Raw genomic sequence first — 23,141 nt, forward strand, 5'->3', positions numbered from 1 at the left:
CATCGGCTTAAAACTGAATAGTGACGACTAAGCCAGGATGATTATCCGTGAGATTAATTTTGGCATTGTGCCGTGAGAGAATCGCTTTGACCATAGATAATCCTAAACCAGTACCCTGTAAATGCCGGCTAGGGTCGAGGCGCACTAAACGTTCGAACACTCTTTCTTTACTCTCGTCTGGAATACCAGGGCCATTATCGCGGATCTGAATTTGTGGGCCTGACTGAATAATCTCAATCCGCGCACCTTGGCCAGAATACTTCATCGCATTATCGACAAGATTATATAAGGCTTGGAATAATAAGTATTTGTCCCCAAAAACCTTATGGTCAGCCAGCAGCGATAAACTCAAGGTTTGCTCGTTAGATTCAGCCACAGCATCGGCCATATCCAATAAGTCAGTACACAGTTGCGCTAGGCTTAGCTCCTGCAAATCGAGTGTCTGCTGACCTTCTTCGATACGCGTGAGCGATAACATGGCATCAAACGTCGCTAAACAATGATCGAGCTCCTCGGTCAAAATGGCGCAACCTTCGCTAATCTCATTGCTCGGCTTACTCGCCAACTCTTCAATACCAATACGGATATGTGACAGTGGAGTACGTAAATCATGGGCAATATTATCGGTCGCACCACGCACTGCCATCAGGTTATTTTCAAGAATATCCAGCACATTATTAAACTGCAGCGCCAACATATCGAACTCATCCTGACGCCAACTCAAGGGTAAGCGGGTGTCATAATGACCGCGTTCAATCTGTTCACTCAAGCGGTTGTATTGCACTAATCGACGTAAAATCGCCTTAGAAAACAGATAGCCGAGCGCTAAAGTCAACACTACGGTAAGCATGACAGCCGTCGCGGCGGCACTGATAAACTTATCAATTAACGTCGCTAAGTTATCGGTACGGGTCGCAATCAACACTGGGCCGTAGCGGGTCATCACCAGACCGCCGGTAAGAATATGCAGCTTATCTGGACCACCGGTTAAGATAGGAAAATCCCGCGTTTGCGGCAGCATGGGCATGCCTTCGGGCATAAAACTCAAGGCACCGACCATATCGTAGCTATTACGCCAAGCGATCAGGGCCGTTTGTGGATCGGCGGCGCGGATTTGAGCGGCAAAACTACGGCGATCAACCGTTAGGGCAAGTTGCTGATAACGTTGGGTCTCTGACTCTAAATATTGAGTCACTTGATACTGCTGCTCAATAATCAACTGTCGATAAAGGGCAAATAGCAACGCCCCGATGATCACTATCACTAAGGTCGAAAAAACGATTGTGATGCGCCAGGCGCTGCTTTGGTAAGGCTTAATGCCTTTGTCGTAAGCGATAACCCGCTCCCCTCACGGTTTCGATAAGCTCGCCATGGCCTAACTCTTCAAATTTACGGCGTAATTTTGCGATATGCACATCGATGACGTTCGTGCGCGGATCGAAGTGATAATCCCACACTGCTTCGAACAATAAGGTGCGGCTAATAACTTGATTAGCATGTTCCATCAGATACTTAAGTAACTGGAACTCTTTCGGCTGTAGCATCAACTCCTGCCCGTCTAAAGTGACATTACGGGTCAGTAACTCCATCTTCAAACCACCAACAACGAGATCAGTTGTCACAGGCACAGATTGCCCACGGTGCATCAGTTTTTCAGCGCGAACTAATAACTCGGAGAAAGCAAACGGCTTAGTCATATAGTCGTCGCCGCCCGCGCGCAGGCCTTTCACTCGCTCATCAACGTGCGCTAAAGCGGATAAAATCAGCACTGGGGTTTGATTGCCCGTTGCCCTTAAGGCGGCCAATAATTTTAAGCCATCGAGCTGGGGTAACATGCGGTCGAGGATCACGAGATCGTACTGACTACTCGTCGCAAGTGACAGGCCTTGATGGCCATCGCTCGCTGTTTCGATATTGTGGCCCTGCTCAAGAAATCCTTTGACGATGTAATCAATCGTCGTCGCATCATCTTCAACTAAAAGTATTTTCATCTGTATGTTGCGCTCCTCAATCTTAAGCACTCGTGTGAGCACTCGATTGACTTAGATATTTCAATCCCACTTGAGTAAAGGTAACGGGCGTAAATTTTCGACATCAAAAGCCAATTTAAACTTACCCGTATCATCGAGCAGCTTAAGTTCTAAGTAACTGATACCTAAGTCGTGGTCTAACTTTGCTTCAGTTAAGAAGGCTTTATGATCTTTAGTGGCCTTAACGATTAGACCTGAAAAGGTTTGATCTTTTGCCGCGATCATACGCGTTGCCTCAACCTCACCCAGATCATCGGCGCTTACTTTACTCGCCTTTTGTTTCAGTAACTTACCATCACGGGCACGATATTCAAACCGCGTTATAGAGTTTGCTAAAGGATTAATCAACTCAAATTGATAGACTAATTCACCCTCTTGCTCTTCCATATGAAATTCGGCAATCACACCGGAGAACCCTTTTTCAATCTGCTGCATAACGCTCAACGGCGGTACATAGTCTCCACCCGCAAACATCGAATACATGCTCTGAGCCGCCGTTGCGACACCAGATACCAACATGAATCCTAGCAACCATAGTCTCATGGCCCCTCCATATAAATCAGCTAAGTTTGTATCTTATGAGACAATCAGTTAGAAGTCGATGGACCTATTGCGCCTGTATGCAATTCCAAGCTAATCCCTCACAATTTACCACTGGATATAGAATCACACTGTGTCAGCGTTAACTCAGGTTCGGCCATCAATTGATCTGAAATCCAACGTCAACAGAACCTAAATCGCTGATAAGCCAAACACGAAATCATTTTGTGGCTAATGTGTTAAGTCTACCTAATACCAGCTTAAACACCGATGGAAACAAGATTAAGCTTTGATCATCTGAGGATTTTTAAACATGACATTTTCAGTGATAACCCTCAATTTCGCCATTTAGAATCAAGAGGATTGAATTTTAGCGGTTATTTTAGTCTATCTGTGTCATTAAAAAGTGGGATTGGCAAATAAATCGCCCTCGACTAAAGTCAGATAACTTAGTGTCAGGTAACGGTATTTTTAAATCGGAGCGCAAATGAAACCAGTCATACGATGGATAAGCTTAAGCTTGTTATTAATAGCAGCATTAAGCGCTTATGCCTATGGCAGCGCCACCAGTGCATTGGTGTTCATCATCTTAGGCATGCTATTGGAAGGGACATTTTGGATTGGATTACTCGGTAAGCGAAAAACGAAATAAACAGCCTCAGTTAATTTGCAACTAGTGCGTGATTCGTCCTAACTATCCCAGTGTGAAATCGGCGCAGGCATAGCATGGGCATACCCCTGTTGATAATCACATCCCAATAAGGTTGCCACATCAATGTGCGTCAAAGTCTCCACACCTTCACAAACAACCTGCATTCCTAATCGCTGTAAATACTCAACTAAGCTCGTCAACATACGCATTGAATGTGAAGAGCGACAAGCTTGCAGCAAAAGGGAACGGTCTAACTTGATGACATCATAGGGCAATACCATCATACGCAAGAAATTACATTCTTGGGTGCCAAAATCATCCAGTACTATGCTGGCTCCTCGTGCCCGTAACATTTCAATCAATTCATGCTGTTTATCATCTAATAAAGTGTGTTCTAACACTTCAAACCAAATTTTGATGCACAGCACTTTTGCTTGAAGCAACAGCATTTGTAATAAATTTTGGTAAGTCACACTGTATGGCATAGGATTTAAATTAATGGACAGTATGCCAACGCCTTGATCGGCTAATCGAGGTAAGTCTTTGATAATCGACCTCAACATCCATATATCAATATGCAAAGAAGCATTTTTATCTAACAATAAAAAATCAATACCTGTATATGCATGACACTTGGCATCCCAACGGCGTGCAAGTGCTTCATATCCTATAACGGTTTTATCAACCCCGATAATAGGCTGATAAAAAGGCATAACCACATCAGACATAATGCAGCTTGCAATATCTTCACTCACTTTTTTACGCTTAACTGACAGCATAGATACCTACAGAATATTAATATATCTGACTCATTTTAACTAAATTGGCACTCGCTTCTATCAGATAAATCCTAAAAACAAAAAATCACTGCACTTTATTATAGGACTATTCCTATTAACGCATAAAAATCACCCATATAAAATACAGCTAAAATGTTGTTCCAATCTAACAGCAACATCAACCAAAAATGAAATCAAGACAACTCAATACAAGGTAACTCAATAATAATGCGATTATATTTAGCGCTTTTTGGTATTATTTTTTATAGCTCTCAAGTTTATGCTGCGGCAGAAATAAGCATAGGAACCTTATTTGACTATATGCCTAGCAATAAAACCACTTATTTGAAAAAAATAATGAACATGGGCGATTCAACCGCATTTATTAAAATATCGATTAACGAAATAAAATATGATGAACATGGCCTGCCCTATGAAGTGCCTGAACAAGACGCAGAAAACCGCGCCTTGATAGCAAGCCCGTCTCGCTTAATTATCCCAGCCAAGGGAGTACAAGCAACGAGATTGTTATTCTTAGATAAAAAAGACACAGAACGTTACTTTAGAGTTCGCTTTGTACCAGTGCAGCCAAAAAACAATGATGGATTTGATGAGCAAAAAACTGAACAAACGCGTGAAAAACTCACTGCCGGAATACAAATACTAACAGGTTATGGGGCATTTTTATTTATCACCCCAGAAGAACCTAAATACTCAACTGAAATAACGGAAGACACAAATAGCGCAGAAATAAAAAATAACGGGAATACGACTATCATTTTAGATTTTTTTGAATCATGTAACAAAAAAACCAAAGAGTGTTCCACAGCGACCAAATTGCACATCTTACCCAGTTCAAAAAAACAACTGGTAAAAAATAGTAACGAAAGCTATCACTTTCAATTGATTGAAGGTGATAAAACCAAAAGCATAGTTATTGGTAACTAATGCATCCTAAAGGAGACTGTAATGAAAATATGGAAAGCGGCCCCAATAACCTTATTAGTGGCCATGAACTCATTTGCGGCTGAAAAGATTGAACATCAAGTCACTGTGATTGCACAAATTCCGTCAGAGAACTTTTTTGTGCAACCAACAGGCAATGATAACTGGATCAACAGCCAGCAAAAGTTAGCATATAACGCCCATACAAAAAAGCTAGATCAATTAAATAAGCAACTAGAAGTTAAAAGTACTATTGGTGCTATTACGGGTTACTTATCAAACCCAGCCATTATCGCCAGTGGCAATGATAATATTGCACTAACAGTTAAAGTGGGCGGTATTGAACTGAAGACATCTGCGACTGAATTAGTCGATGTCGACAATGCTAAAACGGGTAAAACCCTTGCACTAGAGATCATTCCTACTGCGCCAGCAAGCGGCTATGTAGCAGGTAACTACCAAGGCATGGTCAATATGATTTTCGAATCGGAAGCGCCAATTAAAAAACCATAGAGATTTATTAAGTTAAATTTCAAAAAAGCTCCCGCGAAGGGAGCTTTATTAATTTTCAAGTTAACGACTCATGCTTTTCATTTTTTCGATATGAGGCAACACACTTGTCATCTTTGATCCTGACGATTCTGACGATTCTGATCGCAACGCTAATCTTTAGCTCTTGCTCTTTGGCGAATAACACGCCATCGGACTCGCTCAAGCTGCTAAAACAATATCAAGACTTGCCTGATGGATTTTCTGAGCATTTTTTCAATGCCCCATTAACAGTAAGAATCACCATCGATAATAAATTTCTTGGCGAAGGTGAAATAGTGTTAGGACTCGATACCAGTGTACAACTATTAAAACTCATTGACGTGAGAGAAAGCGATCTTGACGAACGTCAGCAACAATTATGGGTAACACAATTAAACCAAAAACATAAGTTGGGTTTGTGCCCAAAAGGCTGTCAGGGCGGCATATTAGCGATTGAATATAATTTGGAGAACTCTCAATTATCTATTTTAACGGCCAATATCGAAAAGCAGCCATCAAGCTCGCACTACTATGCCTTGCCTGAACAGGGAAGCTACGGCGCGCTATTTCGACAACAACTCAATTGGAGTCAATCCAATGAGAGCGATTACGCAGGCCGTTATAATTTGCAAGCCCAAGCAAGTTTAGGCCAGTGGACCACACTGCTTGAAGGTGAAGTCACTCAAAATAATGAAGAGACACTCAACTCGACTATTCAACAGTTGTATACAGAACGTCAAAACGAAGGACACTTCTATCGACTCGGGTATTTCTCCCCTTATGCCCAAGGTTTAGTTCGTCAGCCCATCATTTATAGCGGCAGCTCACAAGCTGTGATGGGCGTGATGTTGGGTGACTCTAATCAGTTATTGGTCGATCAAGCCTATGCCAGTGCCACACCCATTTATGTCACTCCGAATCGTGCAGGTGTGGTAGAAATCTACCAAAATGGGCAATTGATCAACTCGCAACAGATTAACGCAGGCTTACAAGCCATTGATACTAAAGTATTACCATCTGGCATATATGAAGTTGAAATTCGGATTCTAGAAGATGGCCAAGTCACTGAACGTCGTCGAGAAATCATTAACAAACCCATTCAATGGCAAAACACTGAAGAACCCTTTCGGGTGAACTTGTTTGCTGGAGAAAAGTTACAAGAAATAACGAATTGGGATGATGAAAGCAGACGCGGACTCAGCACGGGGGTACTCGCAAACTACTTATTAACACCGGCGATCATCCTTGGCGCTGCGGCTCAATTTATGGATAAAGGTTGGCACTACAGCGTTTCGGCTGATTGGGACTGGAACCAACAACTGCGCTTTTTGGGTAATTGGGTGATGAATGAACAACAGGGCAGCGATTTTGATTTGCAAGCAGTTTATAGCTATAGACACGGCAGCTTTGTACTCAGCCATCAGCAACAACTCAGCCAATCGCAAAGCAGTGATATCACGAATTCTAATCCCCAAAAGACGAGTGCATCTCTGCAACATAACCTAGGGAGAGGTCACTCTGTTTCGGCCTATTTGTCACATCAATCTGAGCAAGGTCAAGGCATTGACTTAGGTTGGCAGTACAGCGGCAAACTCTGGGGACGCCAAATGAGCTGGAGTTTAAATGCGTTCGATCGTCCCAGCAGCATTAACACTTCAGGCCAGCGCGACCAAGGCGGAGCACTTTATTTCAGTATGAACTTAGGCGATCAAACGCGGCGAATGGGTGGTGGCTTAGGCAGCAGAACTTCACGTTCTGGCGGGCAAGAACAGCATGCCTATGTTGATTACCAACAGCAACTAAACTGGCGTGGCATTGAAACCATAGGGATGGGACTAAACACGGATAGCTATGGTGTTGGCGCAACCGCCAATAGCCGCTTTAGCAACAATATTGTTAGCGGGGATGCCTATGCACAGTCATCGTCCTATAACAGCGGCATCACCGGCGGTATCAACCTCGATAGTATGGTTGCACTAGGGCAACAGGGTGAACTCAGCATCTCAGGCCAAAGCCAAAACCACGATGCGGGCATGATAATCGATGTCATGGCTGATACCCCAGACATCATTTTACAAGCAGAAGATGAGCACGGTGGCAGTGTCACCTTAAAGCCTGGGCGCAACTTAGTGCCAGTGACCGCCTATCGCAGTGGTAGCGTACAACTCGCCATACAGGACTTTGATGACACACCTTCAGTCATCCAACCGAGCGTATTGCATTACCACCTCAATAAGGGAGGCGTCAGTTACCAACAAATCAGAGTCATGAAGACTGTTACTGTGATTGGCCGCTTAGTGAATCAACAGGGATTGCCGCTTAAAGGCGCGCTTATCGCCAACCATGCGGGACGCAGCTTGAGTGAGACCGATGGCTTTTTTGCCGTTGAAATGAGTGAACACCATCCGAGCTTACAAGTGGAGTATCAAGGTATACAAGAGTGCAACCTTGAACTCGATTTACACCGAGTTAAACGTGAACAGAATCTATTGCTATTAGGCAATATCACTTGTAATGCCCAAACATGGGCACAACAAACATTAACAGAGAACCTAGCCAAGTGAATTATCGTTACGCTTTATATACTTTGATGGGATATCTACTACTCAGCCCATTAACACAAGCCGCCACCATTCAGGTTACTGCTGAATATAAACCTGCGCCCTATGATATTAATGGCAGTAAGTTTATTAACACGACACCATGTTCAGTAGAATGGCAAGCGGAAGGATTCTGGTGTAACGGCACTGCCTCATTAGAAAAAGAGCAGGCTATAAATATACCAATAAAGATGACCTCACGACTCGTCAGCAATGATGATAAATTGGAACATGCCATTACCTATCAGAAATTTACCGGCGAAAAGACCGTAGAGTTAACTAAAACGGGAAGTGGCAACGTCCATAAAATGAAGTTTAAATTAACGCAAATTGGCGCAACTCAAATGCCAAATATTATAAGAGAAGCTGGCACAAACGGGACACTTTGGCTAGAGAAAACTGTGCAGGGAGATTGTAGTTTTAGACAAGAAACTTGGGCTAGCCCAAGTAGATTTGAATATTTCTATGATATAAAGAATGCTAACCAAAAATCAGGTGGGATTTGTTACAATAATATATTTAAAACTACATTCACCTCAAAACACATTACCATCCAAAGGATTTATATTGGCTATAAACTGCAACCTCCCGATCCTTTAAAAATGGAAAATGGCACCTATAAGGGCAGTTTAACGTTGAGCCTTGGACGCAATAAAGATCTCGACTTTGGTGATGCAACCTATTCAGACTCAAACGTAACCATAGAATTTAGTTTAAGGGTCACGCATCAACTTAAGGTTGAGTTCCCTGCTGGTAGCAATAAAGTGATATTACAACCACCCAAAGGCTGGGCACCATGGATGAATAGTGGAAAAGCCCCCCAAAACTTGAAGGCTGAATTACCGTTTAAGCTTTGGTTTAGCGCACCATTTGATGTTTCATTGAGTTATTGCCAATATCAAAACAATGGCCAGTGCCAACTTAAAAATATTAAAAACAGTCACAAAACAAATATTGAAATCAGCTATATCAATGGTGAAGGAACATCAATACTGCTATCAACATCAAAGTACAACTTTACAAATACAGATGGAACATATATTAATGTTGCAAGAAAGCTATTGTTTGAAATTAGCAAAACCAACTTAACTGAAATGATGAAATATCCAGGAAGCACTTACCAAGGGGATGTGACGATTATGTTCGAGGCTAAAATCCCTCCACTTTAACATTAAAACAATCCCTGTTGCTGTGCATAATGAAACAACTCACTGTCACTCTTTAAACCGAGTTTTTGCATCGCATTGGTTTTTTGTGTGCTAATGGTTTTTACACTGCGGTGTAAATAACTGGCAACTTGAGTCACTGACATACCATTTGCCAGTAAACGTACCACTTCTATTTCTTTCAGTGAAAGTTCAACTGGGATGGCATATTGATTAATACCTTGTTCATTTAATAATTCACGGACGGTTTCGCCAATGTAAACAGAGCCTAACAATACTTTTTTAACTGTTTTTTCTAATTCGGCAATGACTGATTTTTTTAATAATAAGCCTTGTATTCCAATCTGTAACAGCGCTTGTAATACACCTAAATTATGTACTTGAGTCAACACTATTATGGGTAAATTTGGATATTTTCGTCTTAGCTGTTTAATCATGGCCATACCATCGACATTGTCATCATTAGGCATACTAAAGTCTGTGATCAATAAGTCACATTCATGTTGTTCTAATGTACGCCATAATTCGGAAACATTATTTGCTTCAGCAACAATGTCACAACTTGGCTGCATTTCAGCCATTAAACTACGCACGCCAGTGAGTATAATAGGGTGATCGTCGGCAAGGATGATCTTAAAAGCCATATATAACTCCTCGTGATAATGTGAACTTATGGATGCCTTATCTATACTACTTGGCATCGGTGTTTTTTTCGAGACTTAATACACTTTGGTCATAGAGATGAGTGCGACTCAAAAATTGCGTTACCAACTTCTTTGCATCTTCAGTTGCTTATCCCTGCTATGCATGACTTTTATCACTCATGCCGAACAGCCCAAAACCACAACCATTAGAGTAGGCGTACTCGCCAATGGCTGGGGACCTTTTCAACAAATTAATGACCAGATAACAACGGGATTTAGTGTCGAACTCATACAACTGCTCACCAAAAATCTTAATTACCAAATAGACTGGAAGGTTTATCCCAATTGGATGAGCCTCTATTCTGCTGGCTGTAATGGGGAAGTCGATGTCTTGCTTGACGCTTTTCGTACCACAGAGCGCACTCAATGCCTTATGTTTAGCCGCTCATACTACACCTCCCCTACTGTTGTCGTTATTCGTTATGACAGCCGATTTTTTCGCGATGTGAGTGAATTTGGCCAAGCTCGGATCGCCGTTGAAAAAGGATTCTCGACGGAGAAATTAGTCAAACTGCATTATCCAACCGTAACAGAAGTAACATTTTCTAATACAGAACAAGCACTTTCCTCCATCATTGATAAAACGACCGATGCCTATATAGGTAATCTTCATGTTGCAAACCAATACATTAGTGCACACCCTGAACTTCTTATCGTTGCCCAAGCCCCCCTGATGATGGAAAACTTACATTTAGGGATCACGAAGAACAATAGCCTGCTTGTAACACAACTCGATAACGCCTTAATGGCTCTGAGTGTAGAAGAGCGCAATGCTCTCGAAGTGACTTGGCTAGGTATGGGTGATCTTCATTTTTTAGGCCACAGTAATTTTCTACTTAGACCCAATGAACGCGAATGGCTGGCAGGTTTACCTTCACTCAGAGTCGGATTTGTAAGTCATTGGATGCCATTCTCTTCGGTTAACAATAACGGCATCTTGGTTGGTTTAATTGCTGATTACCTTGAGCAATTTAGAGAAAAACTAGGGCTAGATTATGCGGCGCAAAAAACCAGAACGTGGGATGAAATTCAAAGCGCACTCGTTAACCATGAGATTGATCTCGCCATTATTCCCACGCGATTGAAAGCACAATATCCAGACTGGCACATGAGCGAAGTGTTTACGTCTTTCCCTATTGTTATAGCCACTGCCCGCAACAGTCCGCGAATCGCGGGGCTGTCAGAACTGAACTTTCAACGCGTGGTCATCACAGATAATCTACTGCTGCCAAACATTAAAAAAGCCTATCCGAATATCGATGTTGTAGTTTCAGCCAATCCCGACGAGGGCCTGACCTTAGTAGCAAAGGGCAAAGCAGCAGCTTACATAGGTAATTTGGCCGTTGTGACTATGCTTATCGACGACAAATTTGACGATGAATTACGAGTAGCGGCACCAACGCCTTATAAAGATGAACTCGCTGTTGCCGTTCGTGAACCTTATTGGCCACTTATCCCATTAATTAACCGTGTTTTCTCCAGTATGAGTGAGAAAGAAAAACAGCAGATCCGCAATACTTGGCTAGCCGTAAATTACAGCGAAGGCATCTCTTGGCACACCTTACTCAAAACACTACTGCCGATTGCGATAGGGTTACTACTTTTCATTGGCGGCTTAACCATAGCCTATTTAAAACTCAGGCAAGAAATCAATAAACGGCGCATCGTCGAAAATGCTCTAGCCATCGCAAAAGAAAACGCCGAGCAAGCCACTAAAAGAAAAGCTGAATTTCTCGCAGCCATGAGCCATGAGATCCGCACGCCCATGAATGGGCTCGTGGGTATGGCAGAGCAACTCAGCTTTACCCCTCTTGGTATAGAACAAAAACAAATGGTGCAAATCATTAGCAATGGTGCGGAAGAAATCCTCCAGATCATTAATAACATTCTCGATTTCTCTAAAATAGACATGGGAAAAATGCGTCTGGAATCAACACCAATACTATTGCGTGAAGTTCTCGATAGTACGCTTAATATGGTCATGAATGATTTACGCACTAAAGGCTTAAGCCTCTACTTACACGTTGACCAAGGCGTAGCAGCACGGGTAACAGGAGACAGCCTTCGCATAAAGCAAATCCTATTCAACTGGGTAAATAACGCCATTAAATTCACTGAACGCGGGTTTATTGAAGTCTCAGTCAAGCTTGAAGCCGAACAAGAAGGTCAACAATTACTGCTCATTGGCGTACAAGATACGGGTATCGGCATGAACACTGAGACTCAAGCGCGAATATTCAATATTTTTGAGCAAGCTGATGTCTCGACAACACGTAGCTATGGTGGTGCAGGTTTGGGCCTTGCTATTAGCCATACACTCGCCGAAATGATGGGCGGCGACATTATCCTGAATAGCGCCCCTCATTTAGGCACATTTATTGGTTTACGCATTCGCTTACCTGTAGTGGCTCAGAATGAATTTGATGAACAATTGCAGGGATTAAAAGCATATATCGCCATCGGCGATATAAAATTACGTCACACTTTATCTTGGCATTTAGCTTCATTAGGCATTGTATTAACAGAGAATAAAGCCAATGCAGACCTGTTGTTTACTGATAATGCTTCGGATGATCGGCAACACATACTCTGCACTCACTTTAATGAAGCACTGGGTTATAGATATCAAAATGAGCAATGTTTATTGAATGCTAACCCCTTAACATCACAGGCTGTGAAGGATGTGTGTTACATCAACATGGGGTGGATTGATACTATTGTCTCAACCCCGCAAAGGGATATTCAATTTAAGTTTAACTGGCCAGAATGCAAAATATTATTAGTTGAAGATCATCAACTTAATCAGATATTGGTGCAGCGACAGCTGAAACAGTTACGCCTAACATGTGATATTGCAGATAACGGTGCCCAAGCGCTCGCCCTCATGCAAAAGACTCAATATGACTTAGTGTTATGCGATTGCCGCATGCCAGTGATGGATGGCTACACTTTTTGCCAACAAGTGAGATCGCAGGAAATCGAGGGGCAACATATTCCCATCATCGCACTCACGGCCAACGTGCTAAATGAGCAAAAACAAAAGTGCATGGCAGTTGGGATGGATGACTTACTGGCAAAACCACTGCACTTAGATGAGCTGTATGAAATGCTTTTGAAATGGCTACCGTCTGCAAAACCAGCACTTATCGATATAAAAATATTAGAGGATGCCTTTGGTCGCGAAGAGACATTAAGCAAAATGTTATTAATGTTTAAAACTGAGCTCGAAATCTCACTTCAGGATATTCAACTTAAAGCACCTCAACTTGCGGATAAGATCCATAGATGTGCGGGAACTATCAGTATGTTAGGACTCACATCAATAGCAGAGCACGCTTGGATACTCGAAGAAAAAATGAGGCAACAGGGAAATAATAATGCTGAAGCGGAATTGGCTCAATTTCAAACAACAATAGCCCAATTGATAACTGAGCTAGACGCGATAATGCGAAATCGCACCTAAATGGTGGCAGGTTTACTCAAAGTTATCATGGTGGACTAAGCTATTCCAAAATATGAATTTGTTCGGATTTGAGTGCCACCGTAGTTTGCATCCCCTTAGTAAGAGCAAGCTTTTGGGCAAAATGCAGCGAGACTTCGGTGTTAAGTTGTAACGGGGTGCCAGTGACGTAGCAGATAAGCCGAACGGATTCGCCCATCACCAGCATAGCGTCGATCGTGACATCTAATTTATTAAAACTGCGGCATAAACGCCCTTTGGAAATCGAATTAAAACGAATACCTTGATTGGGGATAACCCAACGGACTCGACTTCCCACAGGGCGATCTTTGCCATAGTCGCAGGCAATTAACTGCTCGCCAAATTTAAGCCAAGTGAGATTTTTAGTGCAGTCTTGAAATACCACTTCACCATCAAAAATATTTCTTAGCCCCATCTGCCTAGCCACAGCTTCATTTCGTGGCCGCGATAACACCTCGAAAGGTGCACCTTGCTGTAGCATCTTGCCTTGGCTGATCAAAATCATCGAATCAGCCAGCAGTAAGGCTTCATTTAAGTCGTGGGTGACCATAATCACTGGGCAAAGTAACTGTTCTTTGAGGCGCGCAAGCTCAAGGTATAAACGCTCGCGAGTTTCCCTGTCCACCGCAGAAAAAGGCTCATCCAGCAACAAAACCGACGGTTCGCGGGCAAGCGCTCTGGCAAGCGCAACGCGCTGGCGTTGGCCGCCCGATAAATGCGCCGGTAATCTATCAGGTAATCCCTGTAGATTGACCCGTTCGAGCCAATCTTTCGCGCGCGGTATGCGCTCCAATTTGGGGATATGGTCAAGTCCAGCGACTACGTTTTCTAAGGCAGTGAGATTCGGAAATAAGCCAAAATGCTGCGGCATATAACCGATATGGCGTTGCTGCGGGCTTAAGGCGATACGCGCTTTATCATCAAACCAAGGCCGATCGCCAAAGTGGATTTGTCCCGTATCGGGATGATTTAACCCAGCGATCATCCGTAGCAGTGTGGTTTTTCCACCGCCAGACGGCCCGACCACAGCAAGTACTTCACCCGCTTTACAGCGGAAATCGGCGTTGAGTTTAATGTGTTTATGATTTTGGATCTGACACTGCAGATCAGCGATGATTTGCGCCACGCTGACCTCCTAAACGCCGCGATAGACTGGTTGTTAGTGCTAACGCCGTCACGGCAAACAGCAATAAGACTAATGACATAGTGCCAGCAGCATTAAAATCGAATGATTGCACACTGTCATAAATTGCAATCGAAATCGTCTTGGTCTCGCCAGCAATATTGCCGCCCATCATCAGCACAACGCCAAACTCCCCAAGCACATGGGAGAAGCACAGAACTAATGCCGTTAGCACACCCGGCCACACCATAGGCAATTCAATTTTAAGTAGAATTTTAAGTCGACTCATGCCGCAACAAGCCGCTGCGTCGCGAACATCATTCGGCACAGCTTCGAATGCGCGTTGTATCGGCTGCACAGCGAAGGGAATATTGACTAAAACGGAGGCGATAACCAGACCTGAAAAGTGAAACACCAGTTGCTGACCCATGACTTGCTCAATCCATTGTCCGAGCCAACTTTGACTGCCAAGCCCCACCAGCAAGTAATAACCAATCACAGTCGGCGGTAATACTAAGGGCACCATGATCAGCGCCTCGACCCAAGACTTGCCGACAAATTGACGATAGGCTAATGCCCGTCCAGCCAAAATAGCTAAAGGAATCAACACTAAAACTGTGATTCCACTCAGCTTGACCGATAACCAAAGTGCCTGCCAATCCATCATGGTTGCTCTGGCAATGAAAAACCATAATCGGCCAAAACACGACGGGCACTATCGGCTCTTAAATAATCGTAAAAATGCTGAGCTGTTTCACCCGCCTTGGCCATTAATGCCATACGCTGAAACAGTGGGCTATGCATTTTTGCTGGCACTATGGCGTAATCACTATGTTTGGCAAAAGTAGGAGACATAGCTAAAGAGAGCGCAATAATCCCGCCCTGGGTTGAACCACTAATCGCAAACTGCCCTGCTTGGGACACATTTTCCCCAAGGATCAATTTAGGTTGAATCGCATCCCACAACTGCACAAACTGCAATGCTTCTTTGGCCTTTTCGCCATAGGGAGCGTGATCAGGATTAGCAATAGCAAAACGGGTAATTTTTCCTGCAGCGAGTGCTTCGGCTAACCCCTTAAGTTCAGGATCAACGGACAAACGACCGGTTTTAGGTACAACAATAGCGAGTTGCCCTTGGGCATAAAGAACGCCAGCATCACGGGCAACGCCAGCACTGTGCAATTGCTGAATATATTTTTCATCCGCAGATAAAAATAATTCATAGGGCGCCCCATTTTGGATTTGAGTAGCAAAATTGCCCGATGACCCATAGGATATTTTTACTTTTAGCCCAGTTTCATTGGTAAATTTTTGGCTAATATCATCGAGGGCAAAACGTAAATCAGAGGCAGCGGCAATTGCGGGAATCGCTGTATTATCCGCCGCTCGACTGCTAGATGGCGCGACCGCCAAGCACCAGAGTAATGCAAAAACACAGGTATGAAAGAAACGGGTCAAACTCTGCATTGGGTCACCTTAGTGCAATATTCGCGCGGGTCTTAAACTGGCAAGCTGCGTTGCGACTACGAGTTATCTGTCACACGACTAGTCTTTGTGTTGCCATAACTTAGCCGCTTGTTCATCGGCATCTTTCGCTTCAACCCAACTTTTACCTTGCTCGCCCGCTTCTAATTTCCAGAATGGCGCTTTGGTTTTTAAAAAGTCGATTAAGAATTCACAGGCAGCAAAAGCGGCCTTGCGATGGGCGCTGGTTACGCCGATAAACACAATCTGCTCACCCAGAGCCATAGTACCGACACGGTGAATAACCGTCACTTTATTGAGCGGCCAGCGGCTACGCGCCTCGGCAACGATTTGTTCTAACACGGCTTCGGTCATACCCGGATAGTGCTCTAAGGTTAAATCTGTCACCACGGCACCATCGTTAAAATCACGCACTTTGCCGACAAAAGTGACTACGGCACCATCGCTATCATCTTGAGCTAGCTGGCGATATTCGTCAGAAACACTAAAATCGACCTCTTGCACTCGAACTGCAGGTAATAAACGCATATTAACCTCCTGTAACCGGTGGGAAAAAGGCGACTTCATCACCATCGTTTACAGGTGTATCCCATTGGCTAATGGTCTGATTTACCGCCACCAGCAATTTGTCAGAGGTTAATACTTTAGCCCATTTGTCGTCGGTTGCCGCCAGCGTTGCCCGTAATGCTTCGGCAGTTTGTGTCTGCTCGCTCGCCTCTAGGCTTAATTTAGCTGTGCCCAACAATTCTCGAACTTGAGCAAAAAACAACACGTTAATCATAGTCTTCTCTCGTTTTTGATCTGCTAAACCTTAAAATGTCCCGACTTGCCGCCACGCTTTTCCAACAGACGGACTTGGGAGATCACCATATCTTTTTGCACGGCCTTGCACATGTCATAGATAGTTAACGCCGCCACTGAAGCCGCAGTTAACGCTTCCATCTCTACGCCCGTTTTGCCGGATAACTTGCACAGGCTAGTAATACGCACGCGGTTATGTTCAGGTTGTGCCTCTAAATCGACTTCAACTTTCGTTAGCATCAGCGGATGGCAGAGAGGGATAAGATCTGAGGTTTTTTTCGCAGCTTGAATGCCCGCAATACGCGCGGTCGCAAACACATCACCCTTGTGGTGGCTACCACTCATGATCATCTCGAGTGTCGTGCTCGCCATCTCGATAAAAGCTTCTGCACGGGCTTCGCGCTCGGTAACGGCTTTTTCAGTTACATCGACCATATGGGCATTGCCATCGGCATTAATATGAGTAAATACATTGCTCATTGGAGCGATCCTTTAATTGAGGTCAAAACAGGGTACAAGGGAAATTGAGCTTATACTCGCGCTAAATTGGCTATGGCAACAGACCTAAAATCAGGTCTAGCCGCCAATAGAGGCAAGATGCTGAGTGACACCTGTGATGCCTTGATGCAAGTAATGGGTTTCTTTCTTCTGGGCTAATTGACCGTGCAGACGCTCAATTAATTCCGCTTGCTGGTTAGAATGCTGTAGCAGATCACGTAAATCGACACCGGATTCCGTAAAGAGGCACAAGTGCAATTTACCCTTAGCAGATACCCGTAAACGGTTACAGGTAGCACAAAAATTATTGGCATAGGGCATGATCAAGCCGATACGGCCCTGATAATCGCTGCGGCTGAAATTTTGGGCTGGACCATCGGAGGCACTTGGCGTATCTAATTGCCAACCATCTGCCAGTAACTGTGCTTTGATGTCGGCGCCCGCTAGGTGATGGGCTTCAAAATACTCACGACCAAGACCCGTTTCCATCAGCTCGATAAAACGCAGGTCGATTGGCGTGTGTTTAATCCAGTGTAAAAAACGTGACAAATCTTTATCGTTTAAGCCTTTAAGCAGTACGGCGTTGATTTTTACTCGCTCGAAACCTGCCGACAAGGCGGCATCAATCCCCCGCATCACTTCATCAAACTTATTTTCGCCGGTGATCTGGTAAAACATTTTGGGATCTAAACTATCCACGGACACATTGATACGACGCAAGCCAGCATCGAACCATTCTTTGGCATGCTTTTCGAGTCGATATCCATTAGTGGTCGTCGCAATAGTATGAATGCGCGGGTTATCAGCGACGACACGAATGATGTCGGTAAAGTCTTTACGCAGGGTAGGTTCACCGCCTGTAATGCGGATTTTTTGGGTGCCGACTTGGCTAAATGCGGAGACTAAGTTTTCTATCTCATTGAGAGATAAGAATTTTGGTTTACCTTCAGGATGATAACCATCAGGAAGGCAGTAACTGCATTTGAAGTTACAAACGTCAGTGACTGACATCCGTAAATAGTGAAATTTTCGACCAAAGCTGTCTTGTAATTGAGACATGATCACCTTTCCAAGTGTGGGAGGTGAGAGCATTTCTTATCCCACCCCGGTGGCATTATTACCACGGCTACACCTCCATATCTTTCGACTTAGGCAGGCAAGCTCGGAGAACCGTCGTCGGTGATTATAGGCCGAAAGTACTCACTAGCTATACCCCTAAACAGGTATTTATTAACCTAGATCACGCTAGCGTGAATAATCTGTGACAGTCCTCACCTAAAGATTTGTATTGAATTAGACTAAACTGCAGCTTAATCCACTGTGACCTTATCTTATTTTCAGGTAAGGTGGTGCAAGCAATAAAACGCCCGTTTACAAACTACAACACTCGATAAAAATCGGGGAAACGTGAAGGAAGAGGTGAACTGATGGAACGCGAATCAATGGAATTCGATGTTGTTATCGTCGGTGCTGGTCCAGCTGGCTTGGCCACGGCATGTCGATTAATGCAAATATCACAGGATTCAGGTAAAGAAATTACCGTCTGTGTGGTAGAAAAAGGCTCAGAAGTGGGCGCGCATATTCTGTCAGGCGCTGTGTTCGAGACAAAAGTGCTAGACGAGCTATTCAGCGACTGGCGCGAAAAAGATGCTCCAATAAAAACCGCTGTCACCCACGACGAAATTTACCTACTCAGCTCCGCCACCGACGGCCGAGTGATGCCCAATGCCTTTGTGCCAAAAACCATGCACAACGACGGCAATTTTATTATCAGCGTCGGTAATCTGTCCCGCTGGCTTGCCAATCGCGCAGAAGAACTCGGTGTCGAAATATTCCCCGGCTTTGCCGCCAGTGAACTGCTATTTAACGCCGATAACAGCGTTAAAGGTATTTTGATTGGCGATATGGGAGTGGGTGCCGATGGCGAACCCAAAGACAGCTTTATGCCCGGCATGGAACTGCATGCTAAATATACCGTTTTCTCCGAGGGTTGCCGCGGCCACTTAGGCAAGCAACTTATCGAAAAATACCATTTAGATAATGGTAAAACACCACAGCATTACGGTTTAGGCTTCAAAGAAATTTGGAAAGTCCCCGCCGAGCAACACGAACAAGGCAAAGTCGTTCACACAGGTGGCTGGCCATTAACCGAGGGCGCATCGGGTGGCGGCTTCCTTTATCACATGGAAGATAATCAAATTGCGGTCGGCCTTATTATTGATTTGAACTACAAAAATCCGCATCTGAGCCCATTTGACGAATTCCAGCGCTATAAAACCCACCCTGTGATTGCTAAGTATTTAACGGGTGGCGAACGCCTTAGTTATGGCGCCCGCGCGATTACTAAAGGCGGCTTAAACTCACTACCTAAGATGAGTTTTCCTGGCGGTCTTATCATAGGCTGCAACGCGGGTACGTTGAACTTTGCTAAAATCAAAGGCACTCACACTGCGATGAAGAGCGGGATTGTTGCAGCAGAAACCTTAGGCAAAGCCATGATGGCAGGGGTTGAAGGCGGTAAAGATCTCGACTGTTACCAAACCCACCTTGAAGAAAGCTGGCTATACGAAGAATTGCATAAATCCCGTAACTTTGGTCCAGCAATGCACAAATTTGGTACCTATTTAGGCGGCGCATTCAACTATATAGATCAAAACTGGTTTGGCGGAAAGTTCCCTATCACACTGCGTGATGAGCACCCAGACTATGCGCAAATGGCACCTGTGAGCGCTTACAGCAAGATTGATTATCCAAAACCCGATGGCAAGCTTAGCTTCGATAAACTGTCCTCAGTATATCTGTCGAGCACTTATCATGAGGAAGATCAGCCCTGCCATTTACGTCTCAAGGACAGCAGCATTCCACTGGGCATTAACTTGACTCAGTTTAATGAGCCAGCACAGCGTTACTGCCCAGCAGGCGTGTATGAAATCGTCGAAGAGGCGGGTCAACCCAAGTTTGTAATCAATGCGCAAAACTGCATTCATTGCAAAACCTGCGACATAAAAGATCCGAGCCAAAACATCACTTGGGTTACACCGGAAGGCGGTGGTGGTCCAAACTACCCCAACATGTAACATTTGGATGATAAATGTAAATAATGGCGCTCAATGGAGCGCCTTTTTTTCACCTTTTACACGAATAGTTCACTTTTTTTGCTTGCCCTTACTCGCGACATTGGCCACAATTGCCACACAAAAAAGAGTTCGTTTTCAATCACCATCTCATTTCCATCTATACTCTACATAATTAGATCTACAGCAAGACCAACAGGTTAGGCCAAATAAGTGTTCTATACGCTGTTTTATTCGGCAATCGGCCTAGACTAAGGTTAACTTTTAACATTTCTGTCCGATAATCTTTTACCGTACAAGAGTGCGTTGACCGATAACTCAAAATAGTCCAACACAGGCATATTGATATTTATGATATTTAATAACCTCACCATTAAGCAGAAAATTCTGTTAACAGTGACATTTGCAGTACTGTTGTCGACCATACTCGTCGGCGTATTAAGCCAACGTAGCGCGAAAAATGTCGTACAACAAAGGATGTTAGGTTCGGAATTACCGAGCTTAATGATGCAAATTCGCAATAAGATCGATCTCGACATTTCCACTTTGATGAATGCTGCAGAGCAATTGGCCAGTAGCCGCATGTTACTGCAATGGCTCGAAGACGGTAGACCGCAGGCCCAAGAAACCCAAGTCGTAGCCCAACTCAAAGACATCACTCGTCAGTATAAGCTAGCGCAAGCTTCCTACGCAGATAGACAAACTGCCGCCTACTACACTCAAGATGGTTTTTTGCGCGTGCTCACTCCTGCGCAGGATGGCTGGTTTTTTGGTTACCGCGACAGTGGCCAAGAACGTATGTTAAACGTATTCACTGAGGCCAACGGCGAAGTCAAACTCTTCATCAACTACCAGCAACCTAATGGTCGCGGCTTAGTCGGGCTCGCTAAATCACTCGATGATATGGTGCGCTTGCTGAGCTCGTTTAAGATTGAAGAAACGGGATTTGTTTACTTAGTGGATGCCAAGGGAGAAGTGAAACTCCACCCAGATACGAGCCAAATTGGTAAGAGCAACCTAAGCAACTTATACAAGGATGCAAGTTCAAGCTCATTATTAAACCGCGGTGATTTCAATCTGATCAATACCAAGATCAATGGCGAAAACATGCTGGTTGCCAGTAGTTATATCGCATCTATGGATTGGTACTTAGTGGCACAAGTGCCAGAAGCCGAAGTGTTTGCGCTATTAACCGAAGCGGCTTATCAGATCTTAATCTGGACACTGATCATTGCAGCGGGCTTTATTGTACTCGCCATCGTTGTTGCAGGATCTGTGAGTCGTCCCATTGCCCAAGTTGCCGCTATGTTCCGCGACATAGGCGAAGGTGAAGGTGACTTACGCCAACGCTTACCCGTCAATGGTGAAGATGAGATTGCGCAACTCGCTAAGGGATTTAACAGCTTTATCAGCAAGATCCAAGATTCGGTCATCGAAGTGGCGCAAACCAGCGAACAGCTCGGTTTCTCCGCTAAGGATGTGTCGAATCAGGCACAGCAAACCTTAGAAGACAGCCATGAGCAGAAAGATCGCACTATGATGGTGGTAACGGCCATTAATGAAATGGGCGCGACGGTTAACGAAATTGCCAGTAATGCCGCCCAAGCTGCGGTTGCCGCCAGAGATGCAGATACTGAAGCCAGCAGCGGCCAAGTTGTGGTAACCCGTGCCCGCGATACCATTAACCAATTGTCAAAAGACGTTGGCCAAGTGGGTGAAGTGATTGAGTCCCTCGCGACCCACACTAAATCCATCGGTGGTATTTTAGATGTGATCCGCGCTATCTCTGAGCAGACTAACTTGTTAGCCCTCAACGCGGCCATTGAAGCAGCACGTGCCGGCGAAGCTGGACGCGGATTTGCTGTCGTAGCCGATGAAGTGCGTAACTTAGCCTCACGCACAGCAGCATCGACCAATGAAGTGCAAGGCATGATCGACAAGCTGCAATCGGAAGCCAGCCGCGCGGTTAATGCGATGGCCCAGAGTCGTACCCGCTCCCACGAAGGCGTTGTGGCCGTCGATGAAGCCAGCAAATCGTTAATTGGCATTAGCGCTCGCATTGGTCTTATCAGCGACATGAACATCCAAGTTGCTGCGGCAACGGAAGAACAATCCACAGTTGTGGAGGACATCAACCGTAACGTCACTGAAATCAATGACATTACTCAACGTACTGCCAATACTGCACAAGCGGCGGCACAGGCGAGTTTAGCCTTGAATCAACTGTCACACCGCTTAGATACCTTAGTGGCCAAGTTTAAGGTGTAAAACCTTAAAACTTACGCCATAAAAAACGCCTTAGATGTTTCCATCTAAGGCGTTTTTCTTTAACTCGCAGAGGTAATTAATCCATAGCAATAAATTTAATCGTTAATGGATAGCGATACACTTTACCTTCGCTGGCCTTAATAATCGCCAGCACAGTGCACACCAAATCGAATATGCCGAGTATGGCTAAAAAGATGAAACCAATGCCGACCAAAGCTAATACGCCACTGATAATCACATAAATCAACAGGCTCAATTTAAAGTTCAAACAACTACGGCCACATTGATCGACAAATGCGGACTCTTCACGCTTCATCAGCCAAATGATCAAAGGACCAAGAATAGAGCCCAACGGCACTAAGTATCCAATAAAACTTGAGGCGTATACCAGTAAACCAAAATCTTTATCACTTTTTGTAACGGGTTCAATCATAGGTCATCCCTGTTTTATCATTTTGAATATA

General features: G+C 44.3%; 21 protein-coding genes and 1 riboswitch. Of the genes, 8 read left to right on the forward strand and 13 right to left on the reverse strand.

Going from position 1 to position 23,141, the window contains the following annotated elements; translation table 11 throughout:
- Positions 1 to 7 precede the first annotated feature (7 nt).
- The 3 genes from L5M28_RS10265 to L5M28_RS10275 are packed head-to-tail and all read right to left on the reverse strand — an operon-like array spanning position 8 to position 2,573.
- On the reverse strand, positions 8 to 1,264 hold the full coding sequence (locus L5M28_RS10265) for a sensor histidine kinase (RefSeq protein ID WP_263196907.1): 1,257 nt from the start codon (positions 1,262 to 1,264) through the stop codon (positions 8 to 10).
- 49 nt (positions 1,265 to 1,313) lie between these two features.
- Positions 1,314 to 1,991, reverse strand: coding sequence for a response regulator transcription factor (locus L5M28_RS10270; RefSeq protein WP_006079763.1), 678 nt, complete (start codon positions 1,989 to 1,991; stop codon positions 1,314 to 1,316).
- Positions 1,992 to 2,051: 60 nt separating this feature from the next.
- Positions 2,052 to 2,573 (reverse strand): hypothetical protein, encoded by a 522-nt coding sequence (locus L5M28_RS10275; RefSeq protein ID WP_113941345.1) that lies wholly within the window; start codon positions 2,571 to 2,573, stop codon positions 2,052 to 2,054.
- A 484-nt stretch (positions 2,574 to 3,057) separates the two neighbouring features.
- Here L5M28_RS10275 and L5M28_RS10280 point away from each other — a divergent pair, with 484 nt between their 5' ends.
- Entirely contained in the window at positions 3,058 to 3,222 is a 165-nt protein-coding gene (locus L5M28_RS10280; protein WP_105251095.1) for a hypothetical protein, read from the forward strand.
- Between the two features lie 38 nt (positions 3,223 to 3,260).
- On the opposite strand, the gene L5M28_RS10285 is transcribed toward L5M28_RS10280, so the two are convergent.
- Entirely contained in the window at positions 3,261 to 4,001 is a 741-nt protein-coding gene (locus L5M28_RS10285) for an EAL domain-containing protein (RefSeq protein ID WP_028759552.1), read from the reverse strand.
- Positions 4,002 to 4,229: 228 nt separating this feature from the next.
- Here L5M28_RS10285 and L5M28_RS10290 point away from each other — a divergent pair, with 228 nt between their 5' ends.
- The 4 genes from L5M28_RS10290 (at position 4,230) to L5M28_RS10305 (ending at position 9,246) form a co-directional block, all read left to right on the forward strand.
- A complete protein-coding gene (locus tag L5M28_RS10290; RefSeq protein ID WP_263203258.1) occupies positions 4,230 to 4,949 on the forward strand; it encodes a hypothetical protein in 720 nt (239 codons plus the stop codon).
- Between the two features lie 21 nt (positions 4,950 to 4,970).
- Complete coding sequence (locus L5M28_RS10295) at positions 4,971 to 5,459, forward strand: CS1 type fimbrial major subunit (protein WP_168826436.1); 489 nt, start codon at positions 4,971 to 4,973, stop codon at positions 5,457 to 5,459.
- A 104-nt stretch (positions 5,460 to 5,563) separates the two neighbouring features.
- Positions 5,564 to 8,041 (forward strand): fimbrial biogenesis outer membrane usher protein, encoded by a 2,478-nt coding sequence (locus tag L5M28_RS10300; protein WP_263203259.1) that lies wholly within the window; start codon positions 5,564 to 5,566, stop codon positions 8,039 to 8,041.
- Positions 8,002 to 9,246 carry a hypothetical protein gene (locus tag L5M28_RS10305; RefSeq protein WP_263203260.1) on the forward strand — a complete coding sequence of 415 codons (1,245 nt, stop codon included), beginning with the start codon at positions 8,002 to 8,004 and terminating at the stop codon, positions 9,244 to 9,246. The genes L5M28_RS10300 and L5M28_RS10305 overlap by 40 nt, the downstream gene beginning before the upstream one ends.
- Positions 9,247 to 9,248: 2 nt before the next feature.
- Here the strand turns inward: L5M28_RS10305 and L5M28_RS10310 are convergent, their stop codons facing one another.
- Entirely contained in the window at positions 9,249 to 9,887 is a 639-nt protein-coding gene (locus L5M28_RS10310) for a response regulator transcription factor (RefSeq protein WP_263203263.1), read from the reverse strand.
- A 97-nt stretch (positions 9,888 to 9,984) separates the two neighbouring features.
- On the opposite strand from L5M28_RS10310, the gene L5M28_RS10315 reads away from it, so the two are divergent.
- Positions 9,985 to 13,410, forward strand: coding sequence for a response regulator (locus L5M28_RS10315; RefSeq protein WP_263203265.1), 3,426 nt, complete (start codon positions 9,985 to 9,987; stop codon positions 13,408 to 13,410).
- Positions 13,411 to 13,450: 40 nt separating this feature from the next.
- On the opposite strand, the gene L5M28_RS10320 is transcribed toward L5M28_RS10315, so the two are convergent.
- The 7 genes from L5M28_RS10320 to moaA form a co-directional block, all read right to left on the reverse strand.
- Positions 13,451 to 14,554, reverse strand: a complete 1,104-nt coding sequence (locus L5M28_RS10320) for an ABC transporter ATP-binding protein (protein ID WP_263196896.1) — start codon at positions 14,552 to 14,554, stop codon at positions 13,451 to 13,453.
- Positions 14,535 to 15,215, reverse strand: coding sequence for a molybdate ABC transporter permease subunit (gene modB / locus L5M28_RS10325; protein ID WP_106648406.1), 681 nt, complete (start codon positions 15,213 to 15,215; stop codon positions 14,535 to 14,537). The genes L5M28_RS10320 and modB overlap by 20 nt, the downstream gene beginning before the upstream one ends.
- On the reverse strand, positions 15,215 to 16,018 hold the full coding sequence (gene modA, locus L5M28_RS10330) for a molybdate ABC transporter substrate-binding protein (RefSeq protein ID WP_263196894.1): 804 nt from the start codon (positions 16,016 to 16,018) through the stop codon (positions 15,215 to 15,217). Before modA ends, modB begins: the two co-directional genes overlap by 1 nt.
- 78 nt (positions 16,019 to 16,096) lie before the next feature.
- Entirely contained in the window at positions 16,097 to 16,564 is a 468-nt protein-coding gene (moaE, locus tag L5M28_RS10335) for a molybdopterin synthase catalytic subunit MoaE (RefSeq protein WP_198572494.1), read from the reverse strand.
- Between the two features lies 1 nt (position 16,565).
- Entirely contained in the window at positions 16,566 to 16,817 is a 252-nt protein-coding gene (moaD, locus tag L5M28_RS10340; protein WP_006079756.1) for a molybdopterin synthase sulfur carrier subunit, read from the reverse strand.
- A 23-nt stretch (positions 16,818 to 16,840) separates the two neighbouring features.
- Complete coding sequence (moaC, locus tag L5M28_RS10345) at positions 16,841 to 17,317, reverse strand: cyclic pyranopterin monophosphate synthase MoaC (RefSeq protein WP_006079755.1); 477 nt, start codon at positions 17,315 to 17,317, stop codon at positions 16,841 to 16,843.
- A 96-nt stretch (positions 17,318 to 17,413) separates the two neighbouring features.
- Complete coding sequence (gene moaA / locus L5M28_RS10350; RefSeq protein WP_263196892.1) at positions 17,414 to 18,394, reverse strand: GTP 3',8-cyclase MoaA; 981 nt, start codon at positions 18,392 to 18,394, stop codon at positions 17,414 to 17,416.
- A riboswitch (molybdenum cofactor riboswitch) is annotated at positions 18,382 to 18,515 on the reverse strand. Its footprint overlaps the gene before it by 13 nt.
- A 247-nt stretch (positions 18,516 to 18,762) precedes the next feature.
- Between moaA and L5M28_RS10355 the strand changes: the two genes are divergently transcribed.
- Positions 18,763 to 20,412: an electron transfer flavoprotein-ubiquinone oxidoreductase gene (locus L5M28_RS10355; protein WP_105251081.1), complete on the forward strand. Its 1,650-nt coding sequence runs from the start codon at positions 18,763 to 18,765 to the stop codon at positions 20,410 to 20,412.
- A 348-nt stretch (positions 20,413 to 20,760) separates the two neighbouring features.
- Entirely contained in the window at positions 20,761 to 22,677 is a 1,917-nt protein-coding gene (locus L5M28_RS10360; protein ID WP_263203266.1) for a methyl-accepting chemotaxis protein, read from the forward strand.
- A 76-nt stretch (positions 22,678 to 22,753) separates the two neighbouring features.
- Here L5M28_RS10360 and L5M28_RS10365 read toward each other — a convergent pair whose 3' ends face one another.
- The gene (locus L5M28_RS10365) at positions 22,754 to 23,110 is read right to left on the reverse strand and encodes a DUF4870 domain-containing protein (protein ID WP_105251079.1); all 357 of its coding nucleotides are present in this window, start codon (positions 23,108 to 23,110) and stop codon (positions 22,754 to 22,756) included.
- Between the last annotated feature and the right edge of the window lie 31 nt (positions 23,111 to 23,141).

This window comes from Shewanella sp. SW32 (assembly GCF_025653365.1).
In the GTDB taxonomy this organism is placed as follows: domain Bacteria; phylum Pseudomonadota; class Gammaproteobacteria; order Enterobacterales; family Shewanellaceae; genus Shewanella; species Shewanella oncorhynchi.